The organism is Nitrospirota bacterium (genome assembly GCA_016180645.1).
Classification (GTDB): domain Bacteria; phylum JACPQY01; class JACPQY01; order JACPQY01; family JACPQY01; genus JACPAV01.
In genome coordinates, this window is sequence record JACPAV010000003.1 from 201,052 (window position 1) to 223,142 (window position 22,091).

The window sequence follows — 22,091 nt, forward strand, 5'->3', positions numbered from 1 at the left end:
AGGTCACACTAATTGAACATGCCGCATGCCGGCACCCCCGCGGTCAACGAGGGAAACGCGGCGGGCGCTACGGGATGTTGTAGGCGAGGATCCGGTGGTTGCCGGAATCGACGACCCAGAGGCGGTCGCGGGCGGCATCGAAGGCCGCGCCCGTGGGGCTCGTCTGGCCGCCGGTATCGGTTTTGGCCGTGCTGGAGATCAGATCGGCCTGCCCGATTTCCGTCTTGGCTGAAAGTCCGTCTGCGAGCGAGCTGACGTCAAACAGGAGCGTCCGGTTGTTCCCCCTGTCCGCAACGAACAGCCAGTTGTTGTCCGTGTCGTATGCAAGTCCATTCGGCTGATTCATCTGGCCGGCCGAGAGGCCGCTCGCGCAGGTGCCGAAGCTGCCCTGTCCCAGGACATTCGCCGCTTCCTCCCCGTCCACAACAGTCGACACATCGTATACCACCACTCGGTTGTTGGTGGCGTCGGCCACGAAAAGAAGGGAGCCCGATCCGTTGAGGGCGAGTCGCTTCGCATCGTGGAATCGGGACCTGGAGCATTGGTTGGTATTGTTGTTGAAATTCGTCTGGCCGAGCACATTGACGGCCGCCTGACCGTCGGTGATCACGCCTCCCACGTTGAAGGTGAGGACACGGTTGTTTCCGACTCCCGCTCCGGCACCGCCTTCCACCGTGTAAAGCGTCCCGCCGCGCACGGCAACGTCCTCCGGCTGGTACATCTTGGATTGCGTCGTGCCGCTCGAAACGGTCGTCATGTCCGGCTGGCCAAGAACTTTTGCAGCGGGCTCGCCATTCGTTATGGAAGCCACGTCGTACATGAGGACGCGATTGTTGTTCGTGTCCGCCACGTAGAGCCGATTGTTTGTGGCGTCGTAGTCGATACCCTTGGGATTGTTCAGGGTCGTTGCGGTTGCGCCCGAGGCCGTCTCGCTGAAATTCCCCTGTCCAAGAACAAAATCGGCCGTTCGATCCGTGAGCAGCCTGTTCGCATTGAGGTTGAAGACGAGGATCCGGTTGTTGCTGCTGTCGCTCGCAAAGAGTCTGCCGTTGGTGAGATCCAGAGCCACATCGTTGGGACTCTCAAAGGCGCTGGCGCGGGGGTTCCCCGCCTCGTTCGCCGTGTAGATTGCCCCGGAAGCGTCAAAATGGCCGAGGAGATCGGAGGCGTTGGAGCCGGTCGTGAATGCGGCATAAACCATGACACGTTTGTTACCCGCGTCGACTACCCAGAGTTTTCCTGAGCCGGCGTCACCCACCAGCCCTGCCGGTGTGCTCATTCTGTTCGTGCCGACGGAGGCGGCCGAGTCCGTATAGTTTGCCTGGCCCAGAACGGCCGTCGCGGCCTCCGCATCCACGATCGCGTCCACGTCGAAAACCAGGACACGGTGGGCGTTCGAGCTTGCCTGAAAGAACTGTTTCGGAGCGGTCGCCACATAGGCCCCGCCCTGAACACCGCATGTGGCAGCCGACTGGCCGGCCCCTGGGCACCCGCAGGTCGTGAAGTTCGCCGCGCCAAGGACATTCGCCGCGTTCGGCCCGGGAGGCCCGCCGATGGGGAGTGCAAACACCAAGGTCCGATAGTTGTCCGATGCAAACAGTCTGCTCCCGGCGGTGTCCAGCGCGACACTCCGCGTTCCGAAGGAAAACCCGCTCTGCGTGCAGGAATCCGTATTGCTCGTGAGATCGGCCTGCCCGATCACTTTGGTCGCCGCTTCCCCGTCCGAAATGGCCGTGACGTCATACAACAGTATCCGATTGTTGGTCTTGTCCGCGGCGTACAGAATGTTTCCCGAGTAGGCCAGGCCGACCGGCATGTTCAGTCCGCAGGCGGTTACGCTCGTTCCCACGCCGTCCCCACAGCCCGCGCCGGCATTCTCGGTGTTGGCCGATCCCGTGATGAAGTTGACCTGGCCCAATACCTTGATGGCCGCCTCGCCGTTCGTAATGGACGTGACGTCGAAGATGAGGATCCGGTGATTCCCGCTGTCGGAAACGTACAGGTACTTGGTGGCCCCGTCACCGTTGTACGCCACACCCCTGGGCCTGTTCATCCGGGAAGAGGTCGTGGCGGATTCGGTCGAGTACAGGTCCGCTTGACCGAGAACGAAATCCGCAATTCGATCGGCCAGAGTTTCGTTCGAGGGTGCATCGGTTAGAGTGAAAACGAGAACCCGGTGGTACATCATGTCCGCCACGAAGAGCCGATTTCCGACCGTGTCGACGGCGATGCCGACGCTGTGATCGCCGCCATCCGTCGGATTCAGGCCCGTGCCGTCCGGATCGTTAATGCCCCCCCGCGTGTAGACCATGTTGCCGGAGCCGTCCAAGTGACCGGCTCCGTCGGCTTCGAACATCTCCATCAGCCACACGGTAATTCCGGCGGACGGAGTCTCGACGTTCCCGGCAGCGTCCGTAGCCCGGCTTCGGACATTATGATTGATCTTGGTGGCCGTGAAGGAGGCGGACCAGGAGGTCGTGCCGGTCGCCGATGAATAGGCCGCGCCACCGTTTGAAGAAGTGTCGACCTTTTGGATGCCCGATCCGGAGCCATCCGCCGCCGTGCCGGTCAGGTTGACCGTCGGGCCCGCCACCGGGAACAGGGCGCCTCCTACGGGACTGGAGATGGACGAGGAAGGAGCCTGTTTGTCGATCCTCACGAGGGCCGACTTGGCGTTTTCCTGGTTGCCCACCGCATCCCGCGAGAAGTAACGCACGTACTGCTGGCACACGGTACCCGCCGCGCAGGTAACGGTCGCACTCGTGCCCCCGGTGTCGGGCGTGCAGATGTCGGACGGGTCCTTGCAGAAGAGCGTGGTGGCGCTCCCGCCGGTGGTCCCGGAGCCGGCATCGGTCTTCGTCAGTGTCACCGTGACATCCGTATTGACCCAGGATGCCGGTGCGTCGGAGGTCGTCGCCGGCGCCAGCGTGTCGCATTTCCGGCTCAAGGCCGTACCGATTGCCACGTTCTGCGCCTGATCGATCGCGCGGAGGTTGAGGGTGAGGTTCTGGGCGTCCGTGCAGGTCAGGGCGGTCGCCGTGCAGGTGTAGGTCGGTGGAATCCCTGTGAGTCCCGCAGGTTTCCACTCGGTGTCGCAGGTGCCGTCGGCGCTGAGGCATACTTCGCACGAGGCGAGGCTCGATCCGACTTCCGTGATCGTTGCCGAGAGGTCGAAGCCGCCGTCCACGTGGGTGGCCGTGCTCGCGTTGGATGCGGTGATCGATCCGACAAGGGGCGCGGACGCATCGACCGCCCACGTGAAGGACGCAGGGAAGGGGTCCACGTTGGACGCCACATCCTTCGCACGGACATAAAAAAGGTGGGAACCGTTCGTCAGCGACGAGCTCGTGAACGGACTCGCGCAGACACCATACGCGCCCTCGTCCAATTTGCATTCGAATGCCGCGCCCGGTTCGGTGGTGTTGAATGAGAACGTCGCCGCATCCTTGGCGGAAAGACAGGTGCTTTGCCCGGCCGAGCAGGGAGTAGCCGTAATGACCGTATCCGGCGGGGTCTTGTCGTTCACGATGAAGTAGACCGGGCTGAGGTTGCCGGCTGGGTCGAAAACACCGATGAATATTTGATCGTTCTGGTCACCTTTGTTATCGCCCACTTTCACCGCGGCGAACGCACCGTCCGAGGCGGCGGTGACCGATCCCAGAAGCGTAGAGAGCAGTCCATCGGCATAGAATTTGACCATCGCGCTCGCTTCCACGCAGCCGGCCTTGCCTTCAATCGAATCGTCGGACCCCGGCGGATTCATCTTGACCGTCAGTTTGTCCGGTCGCGGCGGAAACGGCGGAGTCGTGTCCAAGGTCACCGTTTGACCTTCGGGCGCGACGGACACCGCGGTCGTCGCACGGTCGCTCATCACGCCATCGGTGACCGTCACCTCGATGATGAACACGCCCTTGGATGCGGGAGCCGTCCAGTTCACCTCCGCACTCCACGTCGAGTCAAAAGACCCGCCGCTCGATTTCCACTTGAGATACAGCTTGTCACTGTCCGCATCCGAGACGCCGGCCTTGAAGGCGACGGTCGCCCCCGGCGAAACGGAATTGGGCCCATCGATCGAAACGCTCGGGGCGGCACCGGCTTTGATGCCGGTCTCGGCCGACGAAAGCACCTGCGCGCTGGGCGCCAGGCGGATCTCGACCTGATCGAAGAGACTTTCCGTAATATCGACAAACGCCGAATTCTCCGAGAATCCCGGCCGGACGGCGCCAACGAGATAGACGCCCGGTGCGATGTTCGAGATGATGAAATTGCCGGCCGAGTCCGTCTGCACCCGCCGCGTATCCGGCACCGTGCTCACGGTTACATCCCTCACGCCCCCGCCCCCGGAAGCCGTCACCCGGCCGAAAATGCTCGCCGCCGTCGCCTTGTCCTGCGCGGCCCGCTTCAATTCAACCGCCGAAAGTTGTGTCGTTTGCTTGGACTCCACCGCCACGTCCTTCCACCGGAACGGCTCGAAACCGGGGAACATGGCTGCAAGTTTGTAGACGCCTTTTGGAACATAGATGATATTGAAGTTGCCATCGTCATCCGTCTTGGCAACGAAGTTGGTTCCGGGAATGAACACGTCGATGCCCAACTGGCTCGTGGCATCCGTCCTCTTCACCTGCCCCCTGATCGCACCGGTCTCGGCCAAAGAGAGCGATCCCAGGTCGATCTCCGTGCCGGGCGTTACCGCGGCGCTCTGCGAAAAAGCATAAACCTCTCCGGACTCGCCCTGCTTGTCACCCACGATCATGTGGTTCCCAGGCGGTACGAACGGAATGACAAACTCGCCTCTCTCGTTCGAAATCGTTTCGAGGGAGGTGCCCTCAATGCGAACGCGCGCCCCGGACACGGGTTGCTCACCCTCCGCCTGCCGACGTGGTTCGACAAGCCTGCCCTGAGCCTGCCGGAGTGCGATCCCGCGCACGCCTCCGCGAACGCCGCCCCTCACCCCCTGCTCCGCCCCACCCAAGTCGATCCCCCGCACGCCCGATGCCGTGGCCACTCCCCGCACCGCGCCCGTGTCTTTCGCCGCTGTCGCGGGATCGAACGCCACGCCGGTCACCGCCTCCTGAACCGCCTGCGCTTTGGCCTCGCTGGTCGCCGATCCCCCGGACCCCGCGGGTCCAGATTCGGACTTCTTGCCTCCGCAGCCAATGGGAATGGATAAAAGAAACAAAACAGCGAAAACTTTTCCAGCCAGACGGGTGACATCCTTCATGACTCCCTCCCTTCGCCTTGGCATAGCCTCACCCCAAGATGCATCTCGTAGAGAAGCCTAGCAAAATGCCGCTTCGTTGTCTGTATCGCAGATCACCAGCCGAGAGGGTCGGATCCGACGACCCCTCCGGCGTGTGGGGATTGGACCGGTGCGAGGTTACCCCCCCAGGCGGGTGAACTGGTTGGCGATGTACTCGGCGTTGCGCGTGGCAAACGCCATGATGGTGATCTGAGGGTTGACTCCCAGTGAGGTTGGGAAAATGCTCCCGTCGCAGATGAACACGTTCTTCATCTCGTGGACGCGACCATAGGGATCGACAACCGATTCGCGCGGATTCGATCCCATCCGGCACGTTCCCAACGGATGAAACGCGCTCATCTCCAGGTGGCCTCGCTTCACTTTCATCGCTTCCAGTTTCTTGAGATCGTCCATGGACTTGAGCACGGGCATGCCGTGGAGCGTCGTGTAGACCTCCTTCGCCCCGGCCGCAAAGAAGATGCGCGACATCTCGACGACTCCCTTCATGAGTCGGTCCGCGTCGTAACGGTTGATTTGATACCAGACGACCGGTCTCCCCCAGATGTTGTACACCGTCCCCTTCGAAGTATCCGAGACCATCACGCCGAAGGCCGCCACGTTCTTGATCTGGGCCAGCAGGTCCGCGTATTTCCGTCCTATGAACGGCAAGGATGACGACATGAGCGAAGGTGGACCGTGCGCCCCCTCCATCATGATCCCCAGGTCCTTGAACTGGTCCACGTAGTAGCTCTGGGGCACGCCATGCCAGCCGTAGATTTCCTCGTCGAATAGGGCCTGCACCCGCACGGCGGGATGGATCGTGAGGTTCTTCCCAACCTGTCCGCTCGAATTGAAGAGCCGGTTCTTCTTGAGAAAGAACGGAGTCATGATCGTTCCGCCCGCCACGATGAAGATCCGGGCCCTCACTTCAAAACGATGGGTGGGCTTGTGCGTTTCCGGATCGATGACATTCCCTTCTACGGCCGCCACGCGCCCTTCCGCGGTGCGCAGCCGCTCTGCCCGGCAATTCGCATAGACTTTCATGCCCATGACTACGCCGGCCGGGATGTAGGTGAGATGCAGGGCCATCTTCGCATCCGAAGGACAGCCAAAGCAGCAGACGCCGCATCCCCGACAATTCTCGTTCACGTTGCGCTTCAGAATGCCGTGGCTGTACCCGAGCTGCGCGGCGCCGCGACGGACCACCCGGGAATTGCGCCCGATCAGTTCCTCTTTCACGGTCGAGACGTTCTGTATCTTTTCGACCTTGGTGAAGAAGCGATCCATGGCCCGCGGCGAAACTTCGGAGATCTTGAGATTGCGCTCCCAATGTTCGAGTACCTTGTCCGGCGTTCGAAAGCACGTTCCGGAGTTGATCGTCGTCGTCCCGCCCACGGTCCGCCCGAGAGGAAGAAGCACGGGAGGGATCCCGATCGTGGCCATCCCGCCGCCGTCACGATACATGAGCCGCGTCATGTCGAACGGCTCACGGTTGAACTGCTCGCGGGTGAAATGCCCCCCCTCTTCCAGGACGATCACGTCCCGTCCGGCCTCCCGCAGTTCCTTGCCGATCACCGCGCCGCCTGCTCCCGAGCCGATGACGCAGATCTCCGTCTCAAGCCTGAGGTCCCGTGTGATGTCGCGCCCCGTGACAATCATCTTGAGCCGGGTTCCTCGTTCCTGGTTCCTGATTCCTGGGCTGAAAGCTGACCGCTGAGAGCTGATGGCTGCGCCTCGCCCAAGCACATCCGGTCGTACCCAAGCTCCCGCTCGACTTCGTCCATGCTGCAAAAACACATCCCGACCACGGCCTTGAGCATGAGAAGATAGAGGCGCCGTCCCAGCCACCGGCTGGATTCCCATGAGGAAAGGAAGGCCTCCCGGTCATCCAGGCTCATCCGTGTAAACCTGGAAAGTCGGAGCGAGAATAAGAACGGCGAGACCTCAATCAGGCGGAGGAGCGACCTCAGACCGGCCCGCTGTTCCGAAGGCATGCTGGAGAGCAATTCCTCGAATTTCGCGAGCCAGGGTTCACGAATATCCGCCACGGATATCTTCAATCGCTCCCCCTTGGGAATCGCCGCCTCGGCGAAAGCGATGATCAATCGCCGCTCGAAAGGGGAGAGGAGATCACGTCCGCTCATAGGTTCTTCAGGGAGTCGACTCGGAACATGCGCCCCGTTTACCGTGCGGCACGCAGGGAGTCAAACCGGGAGGGATCGATCCCGCTGCCTACTCTCCCGCCGCCTTCGGTTTCGCCTCGAGCTTCTCGTTCAGTTCCTTCACCTGAAGGTTGACGGCACGCAGTCGATCGGACAGGACCCGCGCGAAGCTCTTGAAGAGCTTGATTACGAGGGCGGGATCGGCGATGGCCAGCGTTTCTTCGTCCAGAGCCATCAACGTCGAATCGGCGCGCGCCGAGGCCTGCGCCGATCGCGGGAGGCCATCAATCAGAGCCATCTCCCCAAAATAGCTCCCGGCAGGAAGGGTCGCCAGGATTTGGTCCGCCCCGCCCGGCGTCCTCCGATGAATTCGCACCTCCCCCGACAGAATCAAAAACATGCAGTGTCCGGGATCTTTCTCGCGGAAAATGACCTGGTTTTGCTGGTACGGCTGAATCTTCGCGTGTTTGAGCAGCTGGAGAATTTCCGCATCGGTGAAATCGCGGAAAAGGGGAACGTTTTTCTTGAGCTTGAGGACGAGTTCTTCGGCGCCCAAGGAAGCGCAGTCGCGTCAGGCCGCGGTCGGTGGTACGGAAATGGCGATCTTCTTTTGAAGCTCGTCGACGGAAATATTCAGGTATTGGGCCGCGGCTTCGGCGCTGCCGTACAGGTCAACGTACATCTTCAAGATATCCGCCGGAGCCATCCTCTGTTCATCGCCGCCGGCGCCCTCGAACACGCCGCGCCACAGATTCTCCAGCATCACTTTCGTTTCCTTCGAGAGCGGGATCGGCTTCCGGCCTTTTTCCCGCCGAATGATCTTCACGTTCTGAAGATCGGGGTCCTGCTTCAGCGCCTCCTCAAGACTGCCAAAATACTGGATCGTCTTCTTGTAGAGATACGACCCCGCTTTGTAGATCTCCATGATTTCCACCGATTCCCGCGTGCCGATGAATTCCTTCAGATGCTTGAGGATGGATTCCTTCGTCCACTTGTACGGTCCTTTCTGGCGGCCCCCGCCCTTCATCCGAACCTCGATGCCAAGTTTTACAAAGGCGCGGCGCAGACTCCCGTATCGTTTCTTGATTTCATCGAAGAGGGCAGGATCCAAACGGCGGATCTCGCGCCAGTGCATCCCCTGGGCTTTCTCCGCAAGAGCCTGTACCTTCTGCTTGAATTCAGCCTTGGTTGAGAGATCTACCATGGCCGGCAATGCTAGCTCTTTTCAAAAGAAATGTCACCCCCCCTCAAGTTCCAACAATCGTCTCTTAATATCAAGCCCACAGGAGAACCCTCCCAAGCCATTTGCGGGGGTCAGGAGAGACGCCCGCACTTGCCACGTCTCGATGCGGCCCGGATGGCCGCGTGAGAAAGCAAGTGATGCGACCACCCGGTGACACGGCAGAAGAATCGGAAGGGGATTTGCGCCCAACGCTCTCCCCACGGCCCTGGACGCATTCGGCTTGCCGATTCTCGATGCGATCCACCCGTAGGTCCGCACCTCGCCGCGCGGCATGGATTTCAGTACGCGGTAGACCCTCCGCTGAAACGAGCTCGCCCCTGAAAGATCAAGATCGAGCGATCCGAAATCGACATGCCGGCCTCGAAAATACCGGTTGAGCAGATCCACCGTCTTGCGGAGGAGCGCGGACCCCTCCGCCGTTCCACCACAAGGACTTCCGTGTCGACTCGTTTTCAGAAATTCCACCCGCCGGATACCCTTGGGCCCCGCTTGCACTCGAAGGGCGGGAAATCCCACGGTTCGGAGAATGGTTTCGTTCACGCCGTGCAAATGACTATCTTCCCGGTGATGTCGGAAAACGCTCAAGAATGTCCTCCCAAGTCACCTCCGAGAGCGACCGGACGATCCAATCGGCCTTGTGCAACCGTGCCGGAGCATAACTGTTGGTCACGGCTAGGGACCGCATCCCGGCTTTGCGCGCCGATTCCAACCCCGGGGGAGAATCCTCCACCACCAAGCATTCGTGGGAGTGTATCTTCTTCGCCGTCATCCGATTCAACCGATCGAGAGCTTTCCGGTAACCCTCCGGATGCGGTTTCCCGCGGGCTACATCGTCCGATGCGACGATCGCCCGAAAGTGACCGTTCAGCCCTGCGCTGCGCAGAATGTGTTTCACCTCGCTCTTCAGAGCCCCCGAATAGACGGCCAGTGGCACATGACCCGCGGCGACCCGCACGAACCGGCGCACGCCGGGATAGATCTTCAGCCGGCCGTTCGCCAGGAATCCTCCATAGTGACGGGCTTTTTCCCGCGCGCACTTCAGAATTGCATCGCGGCTCCAGCCGAGCCCATGGTGGACACTGAACGCCGTGAAACATTCCCGATCATTCAGCGCGAGGTAGCGGCGGTCGTACTCCTCCCGCGTCATGGAGTAGCCGCGGATTTTCAATACGCGGTTGAACATGGCGTAGTGCGCCGGCTCCGTGTCCGCAATCACCCCGTCGCAATCGAAAATAAGGGCTCGAATCACCCCACCACCTGAAACCGGCCCGGGGGGCCGAGATTTTCTCGGCCCCGCCGTGCGGCGGGGCGTTTCGGGTGGTGGGGTCATGGTCGAGCGGGTATCCTTGACCTGTCGGATGAAAGATGCAACCGTTAACGAGGATGAAGACTCTGCTCAAGCTCCTCCTCATTCCGATCCTCCCCATCGCGGGAATTACCGCATGGATCTTTACCTCTCCCACGGCGGAGCGTTCGGGTGTGCGGCTTCTCGCCTCGGAAGGATTCAAAGCCGCCACGGCCGGGGACCTGAAGACCGCCGGCCGGTTCCTCAACACCGCCTGGCGGTTCGCACCGTTCCGTGAGAAGCGCAAGCCTCGAATCGTTCCCGTGGCCCAGCCCACCGCACTGCCGGCGTTGCGGGATCTCTTGTCCGGTAGAGCCCCCGCGGAGGAAAAAGCAGCTCCGTCGGAATCCGCTCTCGAACAGCGCGCCGCGGAGATCAAGAGCGGACAGAACAGGGCGTTGGCCGAGGGAAACTACATCTGGAGCCAGCACTGGCTGATGGCGGGCGACAGGCAGCGCGCCGCACAGCTCATCGACGAAGGGCTCCGTCTGGACCCCGAAAATGCGAATCTCCAGCAGGCCCTTGCGGAACTCGACGCCCTCCTCGGCAGGAAGTAGTATTCCCTCCCTGCTCTCCCGGCTTCGGCGTATTCTTCCCGCGGACTCTATCCTCGCCGACCCGGCGGCCCTGTCGGCGGCTTCCCTCGATGCCCTCCGAGAATTTCGAGGATTCCCCGGTTTCCGGCGTTCTATCCACACCCCCATCGCCGTGGTGCGCCCAAAGTCCACCCGCGAGGTTCAGGCCGTGCTCCGATTCTCCCGAATACACCGCGTGCCCGTAGTACCCTTCGGGGGCGGCAGCGGCCTCATGGGCGGGGCGGCCACCGTTAGGGAAGGAATCGTGCTTGACCTCCGCTCGATGAGCCACGTGCTCAAGATCGACAAGGAATCTCTCACGGCTACCGTCGAACCCGGCATCACATGGTCTTCTCTGACCTCCCACCTCTCACCTCTCGGCTTGGAAGCCGGCCACGATCCGTGGACGGTCGCGGTCGCCACCGTCGGAGGCGCGGTCTCCACCAACGGGTATGGCTATCTCGCAGGGCGATACGGTTCCGCGGGCGACCAAGTGATCGGACTGGAGACCGTCCTCGCCGACGGGACCGGCATCCGCTCGCGCCCCGCTCGAAAACGTTCCGTCGGTCCGGATCTGGATCGACTCTTCATTGGTTCGGAGGGAACGTTGGGCGTCATCACCCAATGTACGCTGGCAGTTCATCCTATCCCTGCGGTTCGAATCCCCGCCCTCTACACGTTCCCCGATTTTGAAGCCGGCTACCGAGCCGTGCTGGCCCTCTTCGCCTCCGGCCTCGTCCCGACCTCGCTCGATCTCAGCGTCGATCATTGGCCGGAAGCCTCCTCCCTTCCCGTTCACGGGCTCACGGGTTCACGGACTCACGCCGCCACGCTCCTCATCGTCTTCGACGGCCACGAATCCATTGTGTCCGCGCAGCACCAACTCGCCCGCGAACTTCTGACGACCCGCGGCGCCACCCCCGAAGTCAGCGCTGCGGCCCAGAACCAATGGGACCAACGCCATGCCATCGCCGAACTTTGGGCCTCAAGCCCCGAAGCCCGCGACGGCGCATGGCTCCGCGATCTTTCCCCACGTGCGACGTGCAACGTGCCACGTGCAACGATTCCCTCATTTGACTACCTCCACGTCTGCCTCCCCCCCTCCCGCCTCTTGGAGTTCCGCAGAGTCGCCCGCTCGCTTCTCATCACTCATCACGCATCACTTCTTCAAGAGGGCATCTGGATCCGCCCCGACTTCTACTCGATCATCATGCTTGCGGCCGGGCGTGATGCCCGCCGTACTCTCGACCGTTCCGGCGGACAGGACGTCCGCGATGGAGGGGAGAGTGCCGATGGACCGCGCGCGCCTCAACGGATGCGGAGCTCCCGCGAAGCCCTCATTCGGCTGGCCCACAAGATGGGCGGCTCGATGGAATACGTCCACGGCGTCGGCCTCCACCTGAAAAAACACATGCCCGCCGAATGGGGCGCCGGTTTGAGCATTCTCAGGGGCCTGAAAAAACAACTCGATCCCCTCAACCTCCTCAATCCTGGCAAGCTGTTCTAGCCCGCCTCTGTAGTCTGTGCTAAACTTCTTCTCGTGACGTACAAACAACTTCACGCGAAGTATCTCAAGGATGCCGACCGGCTGTCCAAGAAAGGAGATCGCGTCCAAGCCTCGGAAAAATACTGGGGGGCGGCTGCCGTCCTTCTCAAATTCATCGGAAAAGAGCGCGGGCTTCCCCACCATCATCACAGAGACCTCCAAATCATCATCAACCGGCTCTACGATCAAACGAAAGATCGCGATCTATTCGTCTATTTCGACATGGCCCAGGCCTTGCACGCTAACTTCTATGAAGATTTCTTGAGAGGGGTGTCGTTTAGGATCCATGTGGAAGGCGCGAAAGAGCTGATCGCCAGGCTTCAGAAACTGAACGGCAAGAAGTAGCGTCTTATTTGGGGAAGATCTCCTAACACCATTCCAACGCGACGTTCTGCACGCCGCGCCGGGAATCCCCGGCATCACCGACCATTTCTACCTGACCGGCGGCACACAATTTTCCGATAGCGCGACCTAAGCAGTCCACATTTCGAGGCACATGTGATCTTCGTCACAGACGAGTTTGCTCAATTGCGGTAGCTTTGGCACAATCTATGTCAACCGTGCCTAGACGTCTGGGAAGAGGAGGAGGAGGAGGAGGTGGTCAATGAACACGCGTCGCTACGGTTCAGTGGCGGGCTTTGGAGGGATCCTCGTCTTGTCGATGTGGCTCGTGGGCTGCGCCGGCAAGAAGTCGGAATCGAAGCCGGAGGCGGGAGGGGCGGGCGCCGTTCAGCAGCAGACGAAGGCGCAAGCGGTTCAAGAGGCGGTGACCGGCGTGGCGTTCGACCCGGCGGCGGCGGCGGGGGACACCGGGGCCGTTCGTGGTGCAGTCACTTCTTCGGGCGTGAGAGGGATCGATCTCGGCGGCGCGGAGCAGGGCGTTAGAGGAGGCGTCCGAGGCGGCGTAAGGGCCACACCTCGTCGCCAAGCGGAGGGTGAACAGCCCGTGGCCGGGGCGCGCGTCCGCATCGAAGGAACCTCTCTGGAAACAATCTCGAATGAGAAGGGCGAGTTTGTCATTCCGTTCGTTCCGCCTGGAAACTACATGGTCGTGGGCGACAAGCAGGGCGAGTCCGGGGAAGTCTACGCGTTCTCACAGAACGCCGCGGTAACACCCGGCGGCAGCATCGACCTCGGCTCGCTTTCTTTGGCCGAAACCGGAGCGATCAGGGGGAAGGTGAAGCGCGCCGATGCCACGAGCCAGCTCGGCATCGACGTGTTCATCCCCGGCATGAGCTTCGTCGCAAAGACGGACGACGACGGCAACTTCAATATTCTCTATATTCCCAAGGGGACCTACAAGCTCGCGGCGATGTTCCCCGGGTTCGAACCGAACCGGTGGAAAGATATCGTCGTGGAATCGAAGAAGACGACCGAGCTGCCCGCGGTTGAGCTCAAGCGCGCGGCGCAAGACAAGGCCAAGGCCGCCGGCATCTTCGGGCGCGTGACGGCCTCCGGCGGCGGCGGCGTGCGCGATGCCGTCGTGACGACGGTCCCGGACACGCAGAACGTCCGATCGGACAGCGCCGGCAACTTCATCATTTCGAACATCGCGCCGGGCGTGTATCTCGTGAAGGCCGTTCGGCCCGGTTTCACGGAGAACTCCACGTTCGTAGACCTCACCGAGAGCCTGTTCGATCAGGTCGAGATCCGGCTGGCTCCGGGCGCGCAGATCCTGGCCGGTGCGACGACGGACGTAAAGGCCGGTGCGCCACCTTCCATCAGCATCGACGGTCCCAACGCCGTAACCCCCGGTTCGACCGTCACGTTCAAGGCGGGGGTGTCGGATTCCGACGGCGACAACCTCTATCTCAAATGGAAGGCCGGCGGGGGGACGTTCGACAACACGTGGCGCGACGAAGTGAATTGGACCGCCCCCGCGTCCAAGGGCGTTTTCATCATCGAGGTGACGGTGACGGATGGTGTGCTCAGCGACAAGGCGACCACGGCGGTGTCCGTCGCTCCCGAAGGCCAGACGGTGACATTGGACACGACCCCGCCCTTCCCGCCGCGACCGGACAAGTTGGCCGTCAAGATGAGTCCGCCCGGCACGGAAGATACGATCGAGGGCCAGGCCGGCTGCGTGGAGCCGAATGCGACCGTGAAATTCTATTCGGATGGCCTCCTTTCAACTCTGCTGGTATCCGCGAAGGCCTCGGCCGACGGCTCTTTCCCGGCAGTCAAGATCGGCGACAACAAGGGCGACCAGAACGACCAGATCTTCATCGGCGTGTTCGACCCTGCCGGCAACCTCAGCCCCGTCTACTTCGTCGTGAACGACAAGACGCCACCGGATACGGTGATCACGGCGACCCCGTGCGGCGCTCAAAACTCCTGCCTCTCGGCCAAGAACACGGCCGACTTCGAGTTCAATACGGCCGAGATCGGCTCGTCCTTCGAGTGCAAGCTCGATCAGGCGGCTTTCGCCGGCTGCACGAGTCCCCACACCTTCACGGGTTTGGGGAACGGGGCGCACACCGCTTCGATCCGCGCCAAGGACGCAGCCGGCAACCTCGATCCGTTCCCGGCGTCCTTCAACTGGGGCGTGGATGCGGAGGTCCCCTCGGCAGGCGCGGTGACCGTAACGGGCCAGGCCACGGCGACGCACGTCGGACCCTCCTTCAACCTAAACGGCTCCTTCACGGAAAGCATCTCCTCGCTGACGGGCTGCGACTACTGCCTGAGCACGGATGGGGCCTGCGACTCCGAATGGGCCTTCGCCACGCTCAGCGGCTCCAAACCCACTTACACCTGCAAAGTCACCGGGCTCACCTGTACAAACGGACAGACCGTAACAGTGAACCTCCGGGCTTTTGACTCGGCCGGGAACACGTCGACGGCGACCTCTCTGGCCCGGACGTGCGATACCGCCGCCCCATCGACCGCAACCAATGCCCCTGCCGCGTGGGTGAACGCGGATACGACGGTCGCGCTCTCTCCCGCCGACACCGGCGCTGGAATGACGGGCGGCGTGGCCAAGACAACCTACTGTCTGGACGCCTTCGACCTCTGCACACCCTCCGTGGCCGGAACCTCGGCCGCCGTCACCTGCGCGGCGGCAACGATCTGCCAAACCTACGTCCGCTTCGCAGCGCAGGACGCCGCGGGCAACGCGGAGACGACCAAGTCCGTACTCGTGAGAATCGACAAGCAGGCGCCCTCCAGCACGCTCACCGCCCCGGCGGATGGAGCGCTGTACGCCGGTGGCGGCACGGTCAGCCTGTCCGGCACGGCAGCCGACGGCAGCGGGTCCGGCGTGACGCTTGTCCAGTATTCGTCAAACGGCGGTACGAACTGGTCGAACGCGACGGGGACGACGGCTTGGTCCGGTTCGTTCACGCTCAGCTCCCTTACTGCCAGTGTGAAATTCCGCGCCACCGACGCCGCGGGAAACGTCGAAACCGCGGGCTCCGGCGTCAGCGCCTGGTACAGCCAACTGGCCGCCTCGAACATGCTCGGTCAGCTTGGCTCCAACGGTACGCCGAACTACACCATCAAGGACACCAACAATCCCGACGGCACGGGACTCAATAGCCCGAAGGACGTGGCGGTGGACCCGGCCGGCGGAAGACTGTTCGTCGCGGACGGAAACAACCGCGTCCTGGTCTTCAATCTGGCCACCGGTGCCCTGGTGGACCACAAGGCGGACTTCGTTCTCTGTCAGGCCGACATGATCACGACCGCCGCCCAGACGGTCTCCGCCTCTTCGTGCAGCCCGCAAGGCCTCGCGTACGATGCAGGAGGCAATCGATTGTTCGTATCCGATTCTCAGGCCCATCGGGTCCTCGTTTTCGACGTGGCCTCGATCACGAATGGCGAAGCGGCCGTCGGCGTCATCGGCCAAACCGATTTCACCTCGAATTCATCCGGGCTCACCTCGAGTAAGCTGAACAATCCCAACAAGCTCGCGTTCGGGGGAAATCGCCTCTACGTGGCGGATAACAGCAACCACAGGGTCATGATCTTCGATGTGACCGCGATATCGAGCCCGGAAATCGCCATCAACGTCCTCGGTCAAGCGAATTTCACGACGGGTACGGACTCGGGCTGCGATCAGAACGGAATGAACTGGCCCTTCGCACTGGCGTATGACGCCACGAACGACAAGCTCTACGTCGGCACCGGCGCCTATCACAACAGAATGCTGGTCTTCGACGGCACGCCGGGCTTGGACGGCGAGAACGCCCTCAACGTGCTAGGACAGCCGGGTTTCACGACTTGCACTGTGGGCACAACCCAGGCCAAGCTCAACATAGACGGCTTCACGTTCGGGGCGGCTTTCGGCGTCTACAACACCTACAACACGCTCTTCGTGGCGGACGGGAAAAATAACCGCCTGGTCGCGTTCGACGTCCGCACCGCCGCCAGCCCCGCGCAAACCATCTGCGGCACGACGTCCACCTCCGGCATCGTCGATGGAATGAACGCCTCCTGCGTGGTCGGCCAGACACTGTTTACAACCAACACCGCCGCAACAACTCAGGGGGGAATGAACGGACCGCGGGGCGTGGCCGTCGACACGACCAATAACAAACTGTGGGTCGCCGACATGACCAACCACCGTGTGCTCATGTTCGACATCGCCGCCATCTCGGACGGGGAGAACGCCGCGGACGTCCTGGGCCACGTGACCACCGCCGAAACGGTCTCCTATCTGTCGGGAGAAGCGAACAACCCACGCGAGACGTCGTTCAACTTCCCCCAACACGTCGCGCTGGACACGGTGAACCACCGTCTGTACGTCTCGGACTTGAACAACAGCCGCGTGCTCGTCTTCAACCTGGATACGAGCAACAATCTGGCGGATCGCGTAGCCGATTTCGTCCTGGGCCAGCCCAGTCTCCTCACGGTGACGCAGGCAACCACTCAGGCCGGCATGAAGCGGCCGCAAGGATTGGCAGTTGACACCGCCGGGAACCGTCTCTTCGTGGCCGACCACGACAACGCGCGTGTCCTGGTGTACGACGTCGCCTCGATCACGAACGGCGAGATCGCCGCCAATGTGCTTGGGCAGACCATTTTCACGTCCAACACCCCGAACAACACCTCCAGCACCATGTCCGGGCCGACCGGCCTCGCCTACGATTCAGCGCGCAAATGGCTCTACGTGGCCGATGACATGGATCCGACGATGATGGCGAAGTTCAACCACCGCGTCACGGTGTACGATGTAAACGCCATCACCGATGGAGAATCCGCCATCAACGTGCTCGGGCAGGCGAACTTCACCGACCAGTACGGAAGCTGCGCCAGGGCCAGGCTCAGTGGACCCCAAGGTCTTGCCCTCAACGCAAACGGAAGTCTCCTTTTCGTGGCAGACAACAGCAATGACCGCGTGATCGTCTACGATGTGACTTCGATTACCGATGGGGAAAACGCGGAATACGTCCTGGGTCAAGCGAGCTTCGGTACGTGCACGAACGGGCTCCTCAGCGCGACCGGTCTCGACACCCCCCTGGGCGTGGCTCTGGATACGGCCGCGTCGAGGCTCTACGTGACCGACCAGCAGAACAGCCGTATCGTGATGTTCGACGTCGCCACGATCGTGAATGGCGAGGCGGCCAAGACGCCGATCGCGGGTCAGGCCGATCTCGTCACCGGCACGGAGGCCACATCACAGACCGCCTTTAATCTCCCTCGCGGCCTCGCCTTCGACTCCGGCAACATTCGGCTGTACGCCGTGGACGAGTACAACCACCGGCTCATGATCTTCAATATTCCGTGATGTACTGGGGTCAAGTCTTGAATTGATACTTCTCGGTCCGACGAGAGAGCGACGAGAAGCTACTCTTCGATCCCGTAGTTCGGGGCTTCACGGGTGATGACGATGTTGTGAACGTGGCTCTCGCGGAGCCCGGCAGAAGTAATCTTGATGAGCCGCGGCTTCTCCTGGAGGGCTTGGATGGTCTTGCATCCGAGGTAGCCCATACCGGACCGTACCCCCCCCACCAGCTGATGGATCGACGCTGAGATCGTCCCGCGATAAGGCACCCGGCCCTCAATCCCCTCCGGAACCAGCTTCGACGAACGAGGTCCCTCCGCACCGTCCCCCCCCTCGACCACCTGCCCGTAGCGATCGGCTGAACCTTCCATCATGGCGCCCAACGAGCCCATTCCCCGATAAACTTTGTAGCTCCTGCCTTGGTAGAGAATCACCTCGCCGGGACTCTCATCCGTCCCCGCAAGCAGATTCCCGACCATGACGCAGGAGGCTCCTACGGCGAGTGCCTTCGCGATATCCCCTGAATACCGGACACCGCCATCCGCGATGACCGGTACACCCTTCTTGTCCGCGGCCCGGCGGCAGGCCATGATCGCCGTCAGCTGTGGCACGCCGACTCCCGCCACCACACGCGTAGTGCAAATCGACCCGGGCCCCACACCCACCTTGATCGCATCGGCGCCGCACTTCACCAGCGCCTCGGCCCCCTCGTACGTCGCCACATTTCCGGCAATAACGGGAACCGATGAATTCCGGCTTTTCAAATCCCGCACCGTGTCCATCACCCGCTGCGAATGACCGTGCGCCGTGTCCACGGCAATGACATCGACGCCGGCCTTGATCAAAGCCTCGGCCCGTTCGATCGCGTCCGGTCCGGTCCCGATCGCCCCGCCCACACGGAGGCTGCCCTCGGCATCCTTGGTGGCGTTCGGAAACAGTTTCGCCCTCTCCAAGTCCTTCACGGTGATGAGTCCGTGCAAGCTCCCATCCTTCGCCACAATCAGAAGCTTCTCGATCTTGTGCTCCGCCAGAATTTCCTTCGCCTTCTCCGTCGTGACCCCCGGCGGCGCGGTCACCAGCTTCTTCGTCATCGCTTCGCGAATCTTGCGCGAATACTTGGTCTCGAACCGGATATCCCTCCGCGTCAGGATTCCCACCACTTTTCCGTTCTCCACGATGGGAAGTCCGGTCACTTTCTTCTGCTTCATGAGATCGAGGGCGTCCTGGATCGTCTGATCGGGACGCATGGTAACCGGGTTGCGTACGATGCCGCTCTCGAACTTCTTGGCCCTACGCACTTCCTCCGCCTGGCGCTCGATGGTCAGGTTGCGGTGAATAATCCCAATGCCCCCCTCCTGGGCCATGGCGATGGCCGTTCGGGACTCGGTCACGGTATCCATCGCCGCGCTCACGACGGGAATTCTTAGGGCGATGGTCGCCGTGAGGCGAGTGGTCAGATCGACTTCGGCAGGCAGGATATCCGATTCGGCGGGGACAAGAAGAACGTCGTCAAATGTCAGTCCTTCCTGGATTTCCATGGAAAAAGTTTATAGAGCCTGACGCAGTGTGTCAAGCCGGAGGCCGAACTGAGGCGCTGTTTGAAAGCCCCATCGCTGCCGGCGTGGGATTTCCTGGTAGTCGCACCCTTTATGGGTGCGTCCTCGGACGCAGGCTGAAGCCTGCGGCTACCGACTGAAGGCTGACCGCTGAAAGCCGTAGAGGGCACGGCGCGCCGTGCCCTTACCTCAGTGCGCCGTGATTTCCTTCTCGGGCAGTTTCGGCTGCTTTTTCGCGAGGCGCGGAAGGATGATCTTCTCCTTCTCCTTGGGAAACTCTTTCTCTTCCACAAACAGTTTCTCCTCCGCGCCGATCACGATCGCATGCTCCAAGACCTGGTCCATGTTGTCCACCAGCACCAACTCGAAGGCCTTCGTGATGTTGGTGGGAATGTCCTTCAGGTCTTTCTCGTTCTCCTTCGGCACGATCACCTTCTTGATCTGCGCCCGATGCGCCGCCAGGAGCTTCTCCTTGAGTCCGCCGATGGGCAGGACTCGACCGCGGAGAGTGATCTCGCCCGTCATGGCCACGTCCTTCCGGATCACCCGGCGGGTAAGGGCGGAGACGATCGATGTCGCCATCGTCACCCCCGCGGAAGGCCCGTCCTTCGGAACGGCTCCTTCGGGCACGTGTACGTGGATGTCCAGTTTCTGATAGAACTCCTTGTCGAGCCCGAGCCGCCCCGCGCGCGAGCGCACGTAGCTCATCGCCGCCTGGGCGCTCTCCTGCATCACCTCGCCCAACTTGCCGGTGATGATGAGCTTTCCCTTCCCCGGCATGGTCGTCACCTCGGTGGTGAGCAGCTCGCCGCCGAACTCCGTCCACGCCAGCCCGTTGCAGATGCCGATCTGGTTCTCGTCCTCGGTCATGGTCAGCTTGAACCGGGCCACCCCGAGGTACTTGGGAATGGAGGAGCCGCTCACGACGATCTTCACGCTGTCGTCTTTCTTCTTCATCACCTCTTTGGCCACCTTGCGGCAGAGCGTGGCGATCTCGCGTTCGAGATTCCGGACGCCCGCCTCACGGGTGTACTTGCGGATCACGGCGAGCGTGCCGCCGTTGGTGATCTCGATGTTCTCTTCCTTCAGCCCGTTCTCTTTCCGCTGTTTCGGAATGAGGAACTGCTTGGCGATGTGAAGCTTCTCGTCCTCCGTGTATCCGGGCATGCGCAGAACCTCGAGACGATCCTGGAGCGGCACGGGGATCCCATGGAGAATGTTCGCCGTGGTGATGAACATGACTCGCGACAAATCGTAGTCCAGATCCAAGTAGTGATCGCTGAACGCGTTGTTCTGCTCCGGATCCAGCACTTCCATCAACGCGGCCGACGGATCCCCCCGGAAGTCCATGCTCATCTTGTCGATTTCGTCGAGCAGGAACACCGGATTGGATTGGCCTGCCTTCTTCATGCCCTGCACCACTTTGCCGGGGAGCGCGCCGATGTAGGTCCGGCGATGACCTCGGATTTCCGCCTCGTCCCGCACACCACCGAGGGAAATCTTCACGAATTTTCGGCCCGTCGATCGCGCGATCGACTTGGCGAGCGACGTCTTTCCCACGCCGGGAGGGCCCACCAGGCAGAGAATCGGCCCCTTCATCTTGGGGCTTCCGGTCTGTTTCTTGACCAGATTCTGCACGGCCAGGTATTCCAGGATGCGCTCCTTGACCTTGTTCAAGCCGTAGTGGTCTTCATCGAGGATCTTTTCCGCCTCTTGAATGTCCAGCTTTTCATCCGCGTACTCTTCCCAGGGCAACGAGATGATCCAGTCCACGTAGTTCCGCACCACCGTGGCCTCGGCCGACATCGGCGACATCATTTTCAGCTTCTTGATCTCCTTGTCGACCTTCTCGCGCCCTTCCTTGGAGAGCTTCTTCTTCTTCGACTTTTCTTCCAGCTCCTCAATCTCGACGTGGAATTCGTCCTTCTGGCCGAGTTCCTTCTGAATGGCCTTGAGCTGCTCAGTGAGGTAGTACTCCTTCTGCGTCTTCTCCATCTGTTTCTTCACGCGGGCGCGGATCCGGCGCTCGGCCTGGAGGATTTCCAGTTCGGCCTGGAGAAGCCCCAGCACGTGCTCGAGCCGTTCCGTTGGATCCTCGAGATCCAGCACCTTCTGCTTGTTCTCAATCTTGAGCGTCATGTGAGCCGCCAGCGTATCCGCCAGGCGCCCCGGTTCCGTGATGGACGATACGCTCTGAAGCATCTCGGGAGAGAGCTTCCGATTCAGCTTGTGGTAGTTTTCAAAGGCGGTGAGGACGCCACGAATCAGGGCCTCGGTATCGGTCCCCGGCTGAACGGCGTCAAACACTTCCTCCACTTCAATCAGGAAATGCGGCTCGCTGGGAAGGAACTTCGCCACTTTTCCGCGGCGCTTGCCTTCCACGAGGGCCTTGATCGTCCCGTCCGGCAAACGAAGGAGTTGGAGCACCGTCGCAATGGTACCCATCTTGTGGATGTCCTCCGGCTTGGGGTCATCCGTCTTGGCGCTCCGCTGCGTGGCCAGCAGGATCTCGCGCCCCTTTTGGACGGCGTCATCCAGCGCGTTGATGGATTTCTGCCGCCCCACAAAGAGCGGCACAACCATGTAGGGGAACACCACGATGTCCCGAAGCGGGAGGAGGGGCATCACCTTTTTGTCCATGACAAACTCCTTTCTATCCAATGGAATTCCCCTACCGCAAGAACGGGACCAATCGAAGGCCCG

13 protein-coding genes are annotated in these 22,091 nt (G+C 61.6%); 4 read left to right on the forward strand and 9 right to left on the reverse strand.

Annotation, left to right across the window (positions count from 1 at the left end; all coding sequences use genetic code 11):
* Positions 1–67: 67 nt before the first annotated feature.
* From HYT87_02420 to HYT87_02450, 7 genes are all read right to left on the reverse strand, one after another.
* Positions 68–5,221, reverse strand: coding sequence for a carboxypeptidase-like regulatory domain-containing protein (locus HYT87_02420; GenBank protein MBI2058604.1), 5,154 nt, complete (start codon positions 5,219–5,221; stop codon positions 68–70).
* A 156-nt stretch (positions 5,222–5,377) separates the two neighbouring features.
* A complete protein-coding gene (locus HYT87_02425; protein ID MBI2058605.1) occupies positions 5,378–6,898 on the reverse strand; it encodes a GMC family oxidoreductase in 1,521 nt (506 codons plus the stop codon).
* Positions 6,895–7,383 (reverse strand): hypothetical protein, encoded by a 489-nt coding sequence (locus HYT87_02430; GenBank protein ID MBI2058606.1) that lies wholly within the window; start codon positions 7,381–7,383, stop codon positions 6,895–6,897. The genes HYT87_02425 and HYT87_02430 overlap by 4 nt, the downstream gene beginning before the upstream one ends.
* A gap of 88 nt (positions 7,384–7,471) precedes the next feature.
* Entirely contained in the window at positions 7,472–7,957 is a 486-nt protein-coding gene (locus tag HYT87_02435) for a cyclic nucleotide-binding domain-containing protein (protein ID MBI2058607.1), read from the reverse strand.
* Positions 7,958–7,972: 15 nt separating this feature from the next.
* Complete coding sequence (locus tag HYT87_02440) at positions 7,973–8,605, reverse strand: hypothetical protein (protein ID MBI2058608.1); 633 nt, start codon at positions 8,603–8,605, stop codon at positions 7,973–7,975.
* A gap of 33 nt (positions 8,606–8,638) precedes the next feature.
* Positions 8,639–9,031 (reverse strand): MGMT family protein, encoded by a 393-nt coding sequence (locus HYT87_02445; GenBank protein ID MBI2058609.1) that lies wholly within the window; start codon positions 9,029–9,031, stop codon positions 8,639–8,641.
* A 166-nt stretch (positions 9,032–9,197) separates the two neighbouring features.
* A complete protein-coding gene (locus HYT87_02450; protein ID MBI2058610.1) occupies positions 9,198–9,893 on the reverse strand; it encodes an HAD family phosphatase in 696 nt (231 codons plus the stop codon).
* Positions 9,894–10,009: 116 nt separating this feature from the next.
* Here HYT87_02450 and HYT87_02455 point away from each other — a divergent pair, with 116 nt between their 5' ends.
* From HYT87_02455 to HYT87_02470, 4 genes are all read left to right on the forward strand, one after another.
* Complete coding sequence (locus tag HYT87_02455; protein ID MBI2058611.1) at positions 10,010–10,546, forward strand: hypothetical protein; 537 nt, start codon at positions 10,010–10,012, stop codon at positions 10,544–10,546.
* 151 nt (positions 10,547–10,697) lie between these two features.
* The gene (locus HYT87_02460) at positions 10,698–12,071 is read left to right on the forward strand and encodes an FAD-binding oxidoreductase (GenBank protein MBI2058612.1); all 1,374 of its coding nucleotides are present in this window, start codon (positions 10,698–10,700) and stop codon (positions 12,069–12,071) included.
* A 33-nt stretch (positions 12,072–12,104) separates the two neighbouring features.
* A complete protein-coding gene (locus tag HYT87_02465) occupies positions 12,105–12,455 on the forward strand; it encodes a PaREP1 family protein (protein MBI2058613.1) in 351 nt (116 codons plus the stop codon).
* Positions 12,456–12,714: 259 nt separating this feature from the next.
* Positions 12,715–17,835, forward strand: a complete 5,121-nt coding sequence (locus tag HYT87_02470) for a carboxypeptidase regulatory-like domain-containing protein (protein MBI2058614.1) — start codon at positions 12,715–12,717, stop codon at positions 17,833–17,835.
* A 59-nt stretch (positions 17,836–17,894) separates the two neighbouring features.
* On the opposite strand, the gene guaB is transcribed toward HYT87_02470, so the two are convergent.
* Both guaB and lon read right to left on the reverse strand, forming a co-directional pair.
* Positions 17,895–19,370, reverse strand: coding sequence for an IMP dehydrogenase (gene guaB / locus HYT87_02475; protein ID MBI2058615.1), 1,476 nt, complete (start codon positions 19,368–19,370; stop codon positions 17,895–17,897).
* A gap of 207 nt (positions 19,371–19,577) precedes the next feature.
* Positions 19,578–22,028, reverse strand: a complete 2,451-nt coding sequence (gene lon, locus HYT87_02480; protein ID MBI2058616.1) for an endopeptidase La — start codon at positions 22,026–22,028, stop codon at positions 19,578–19,580.
* Positions 22,029–22,091 lie beyond the last annotated feature (63 nt).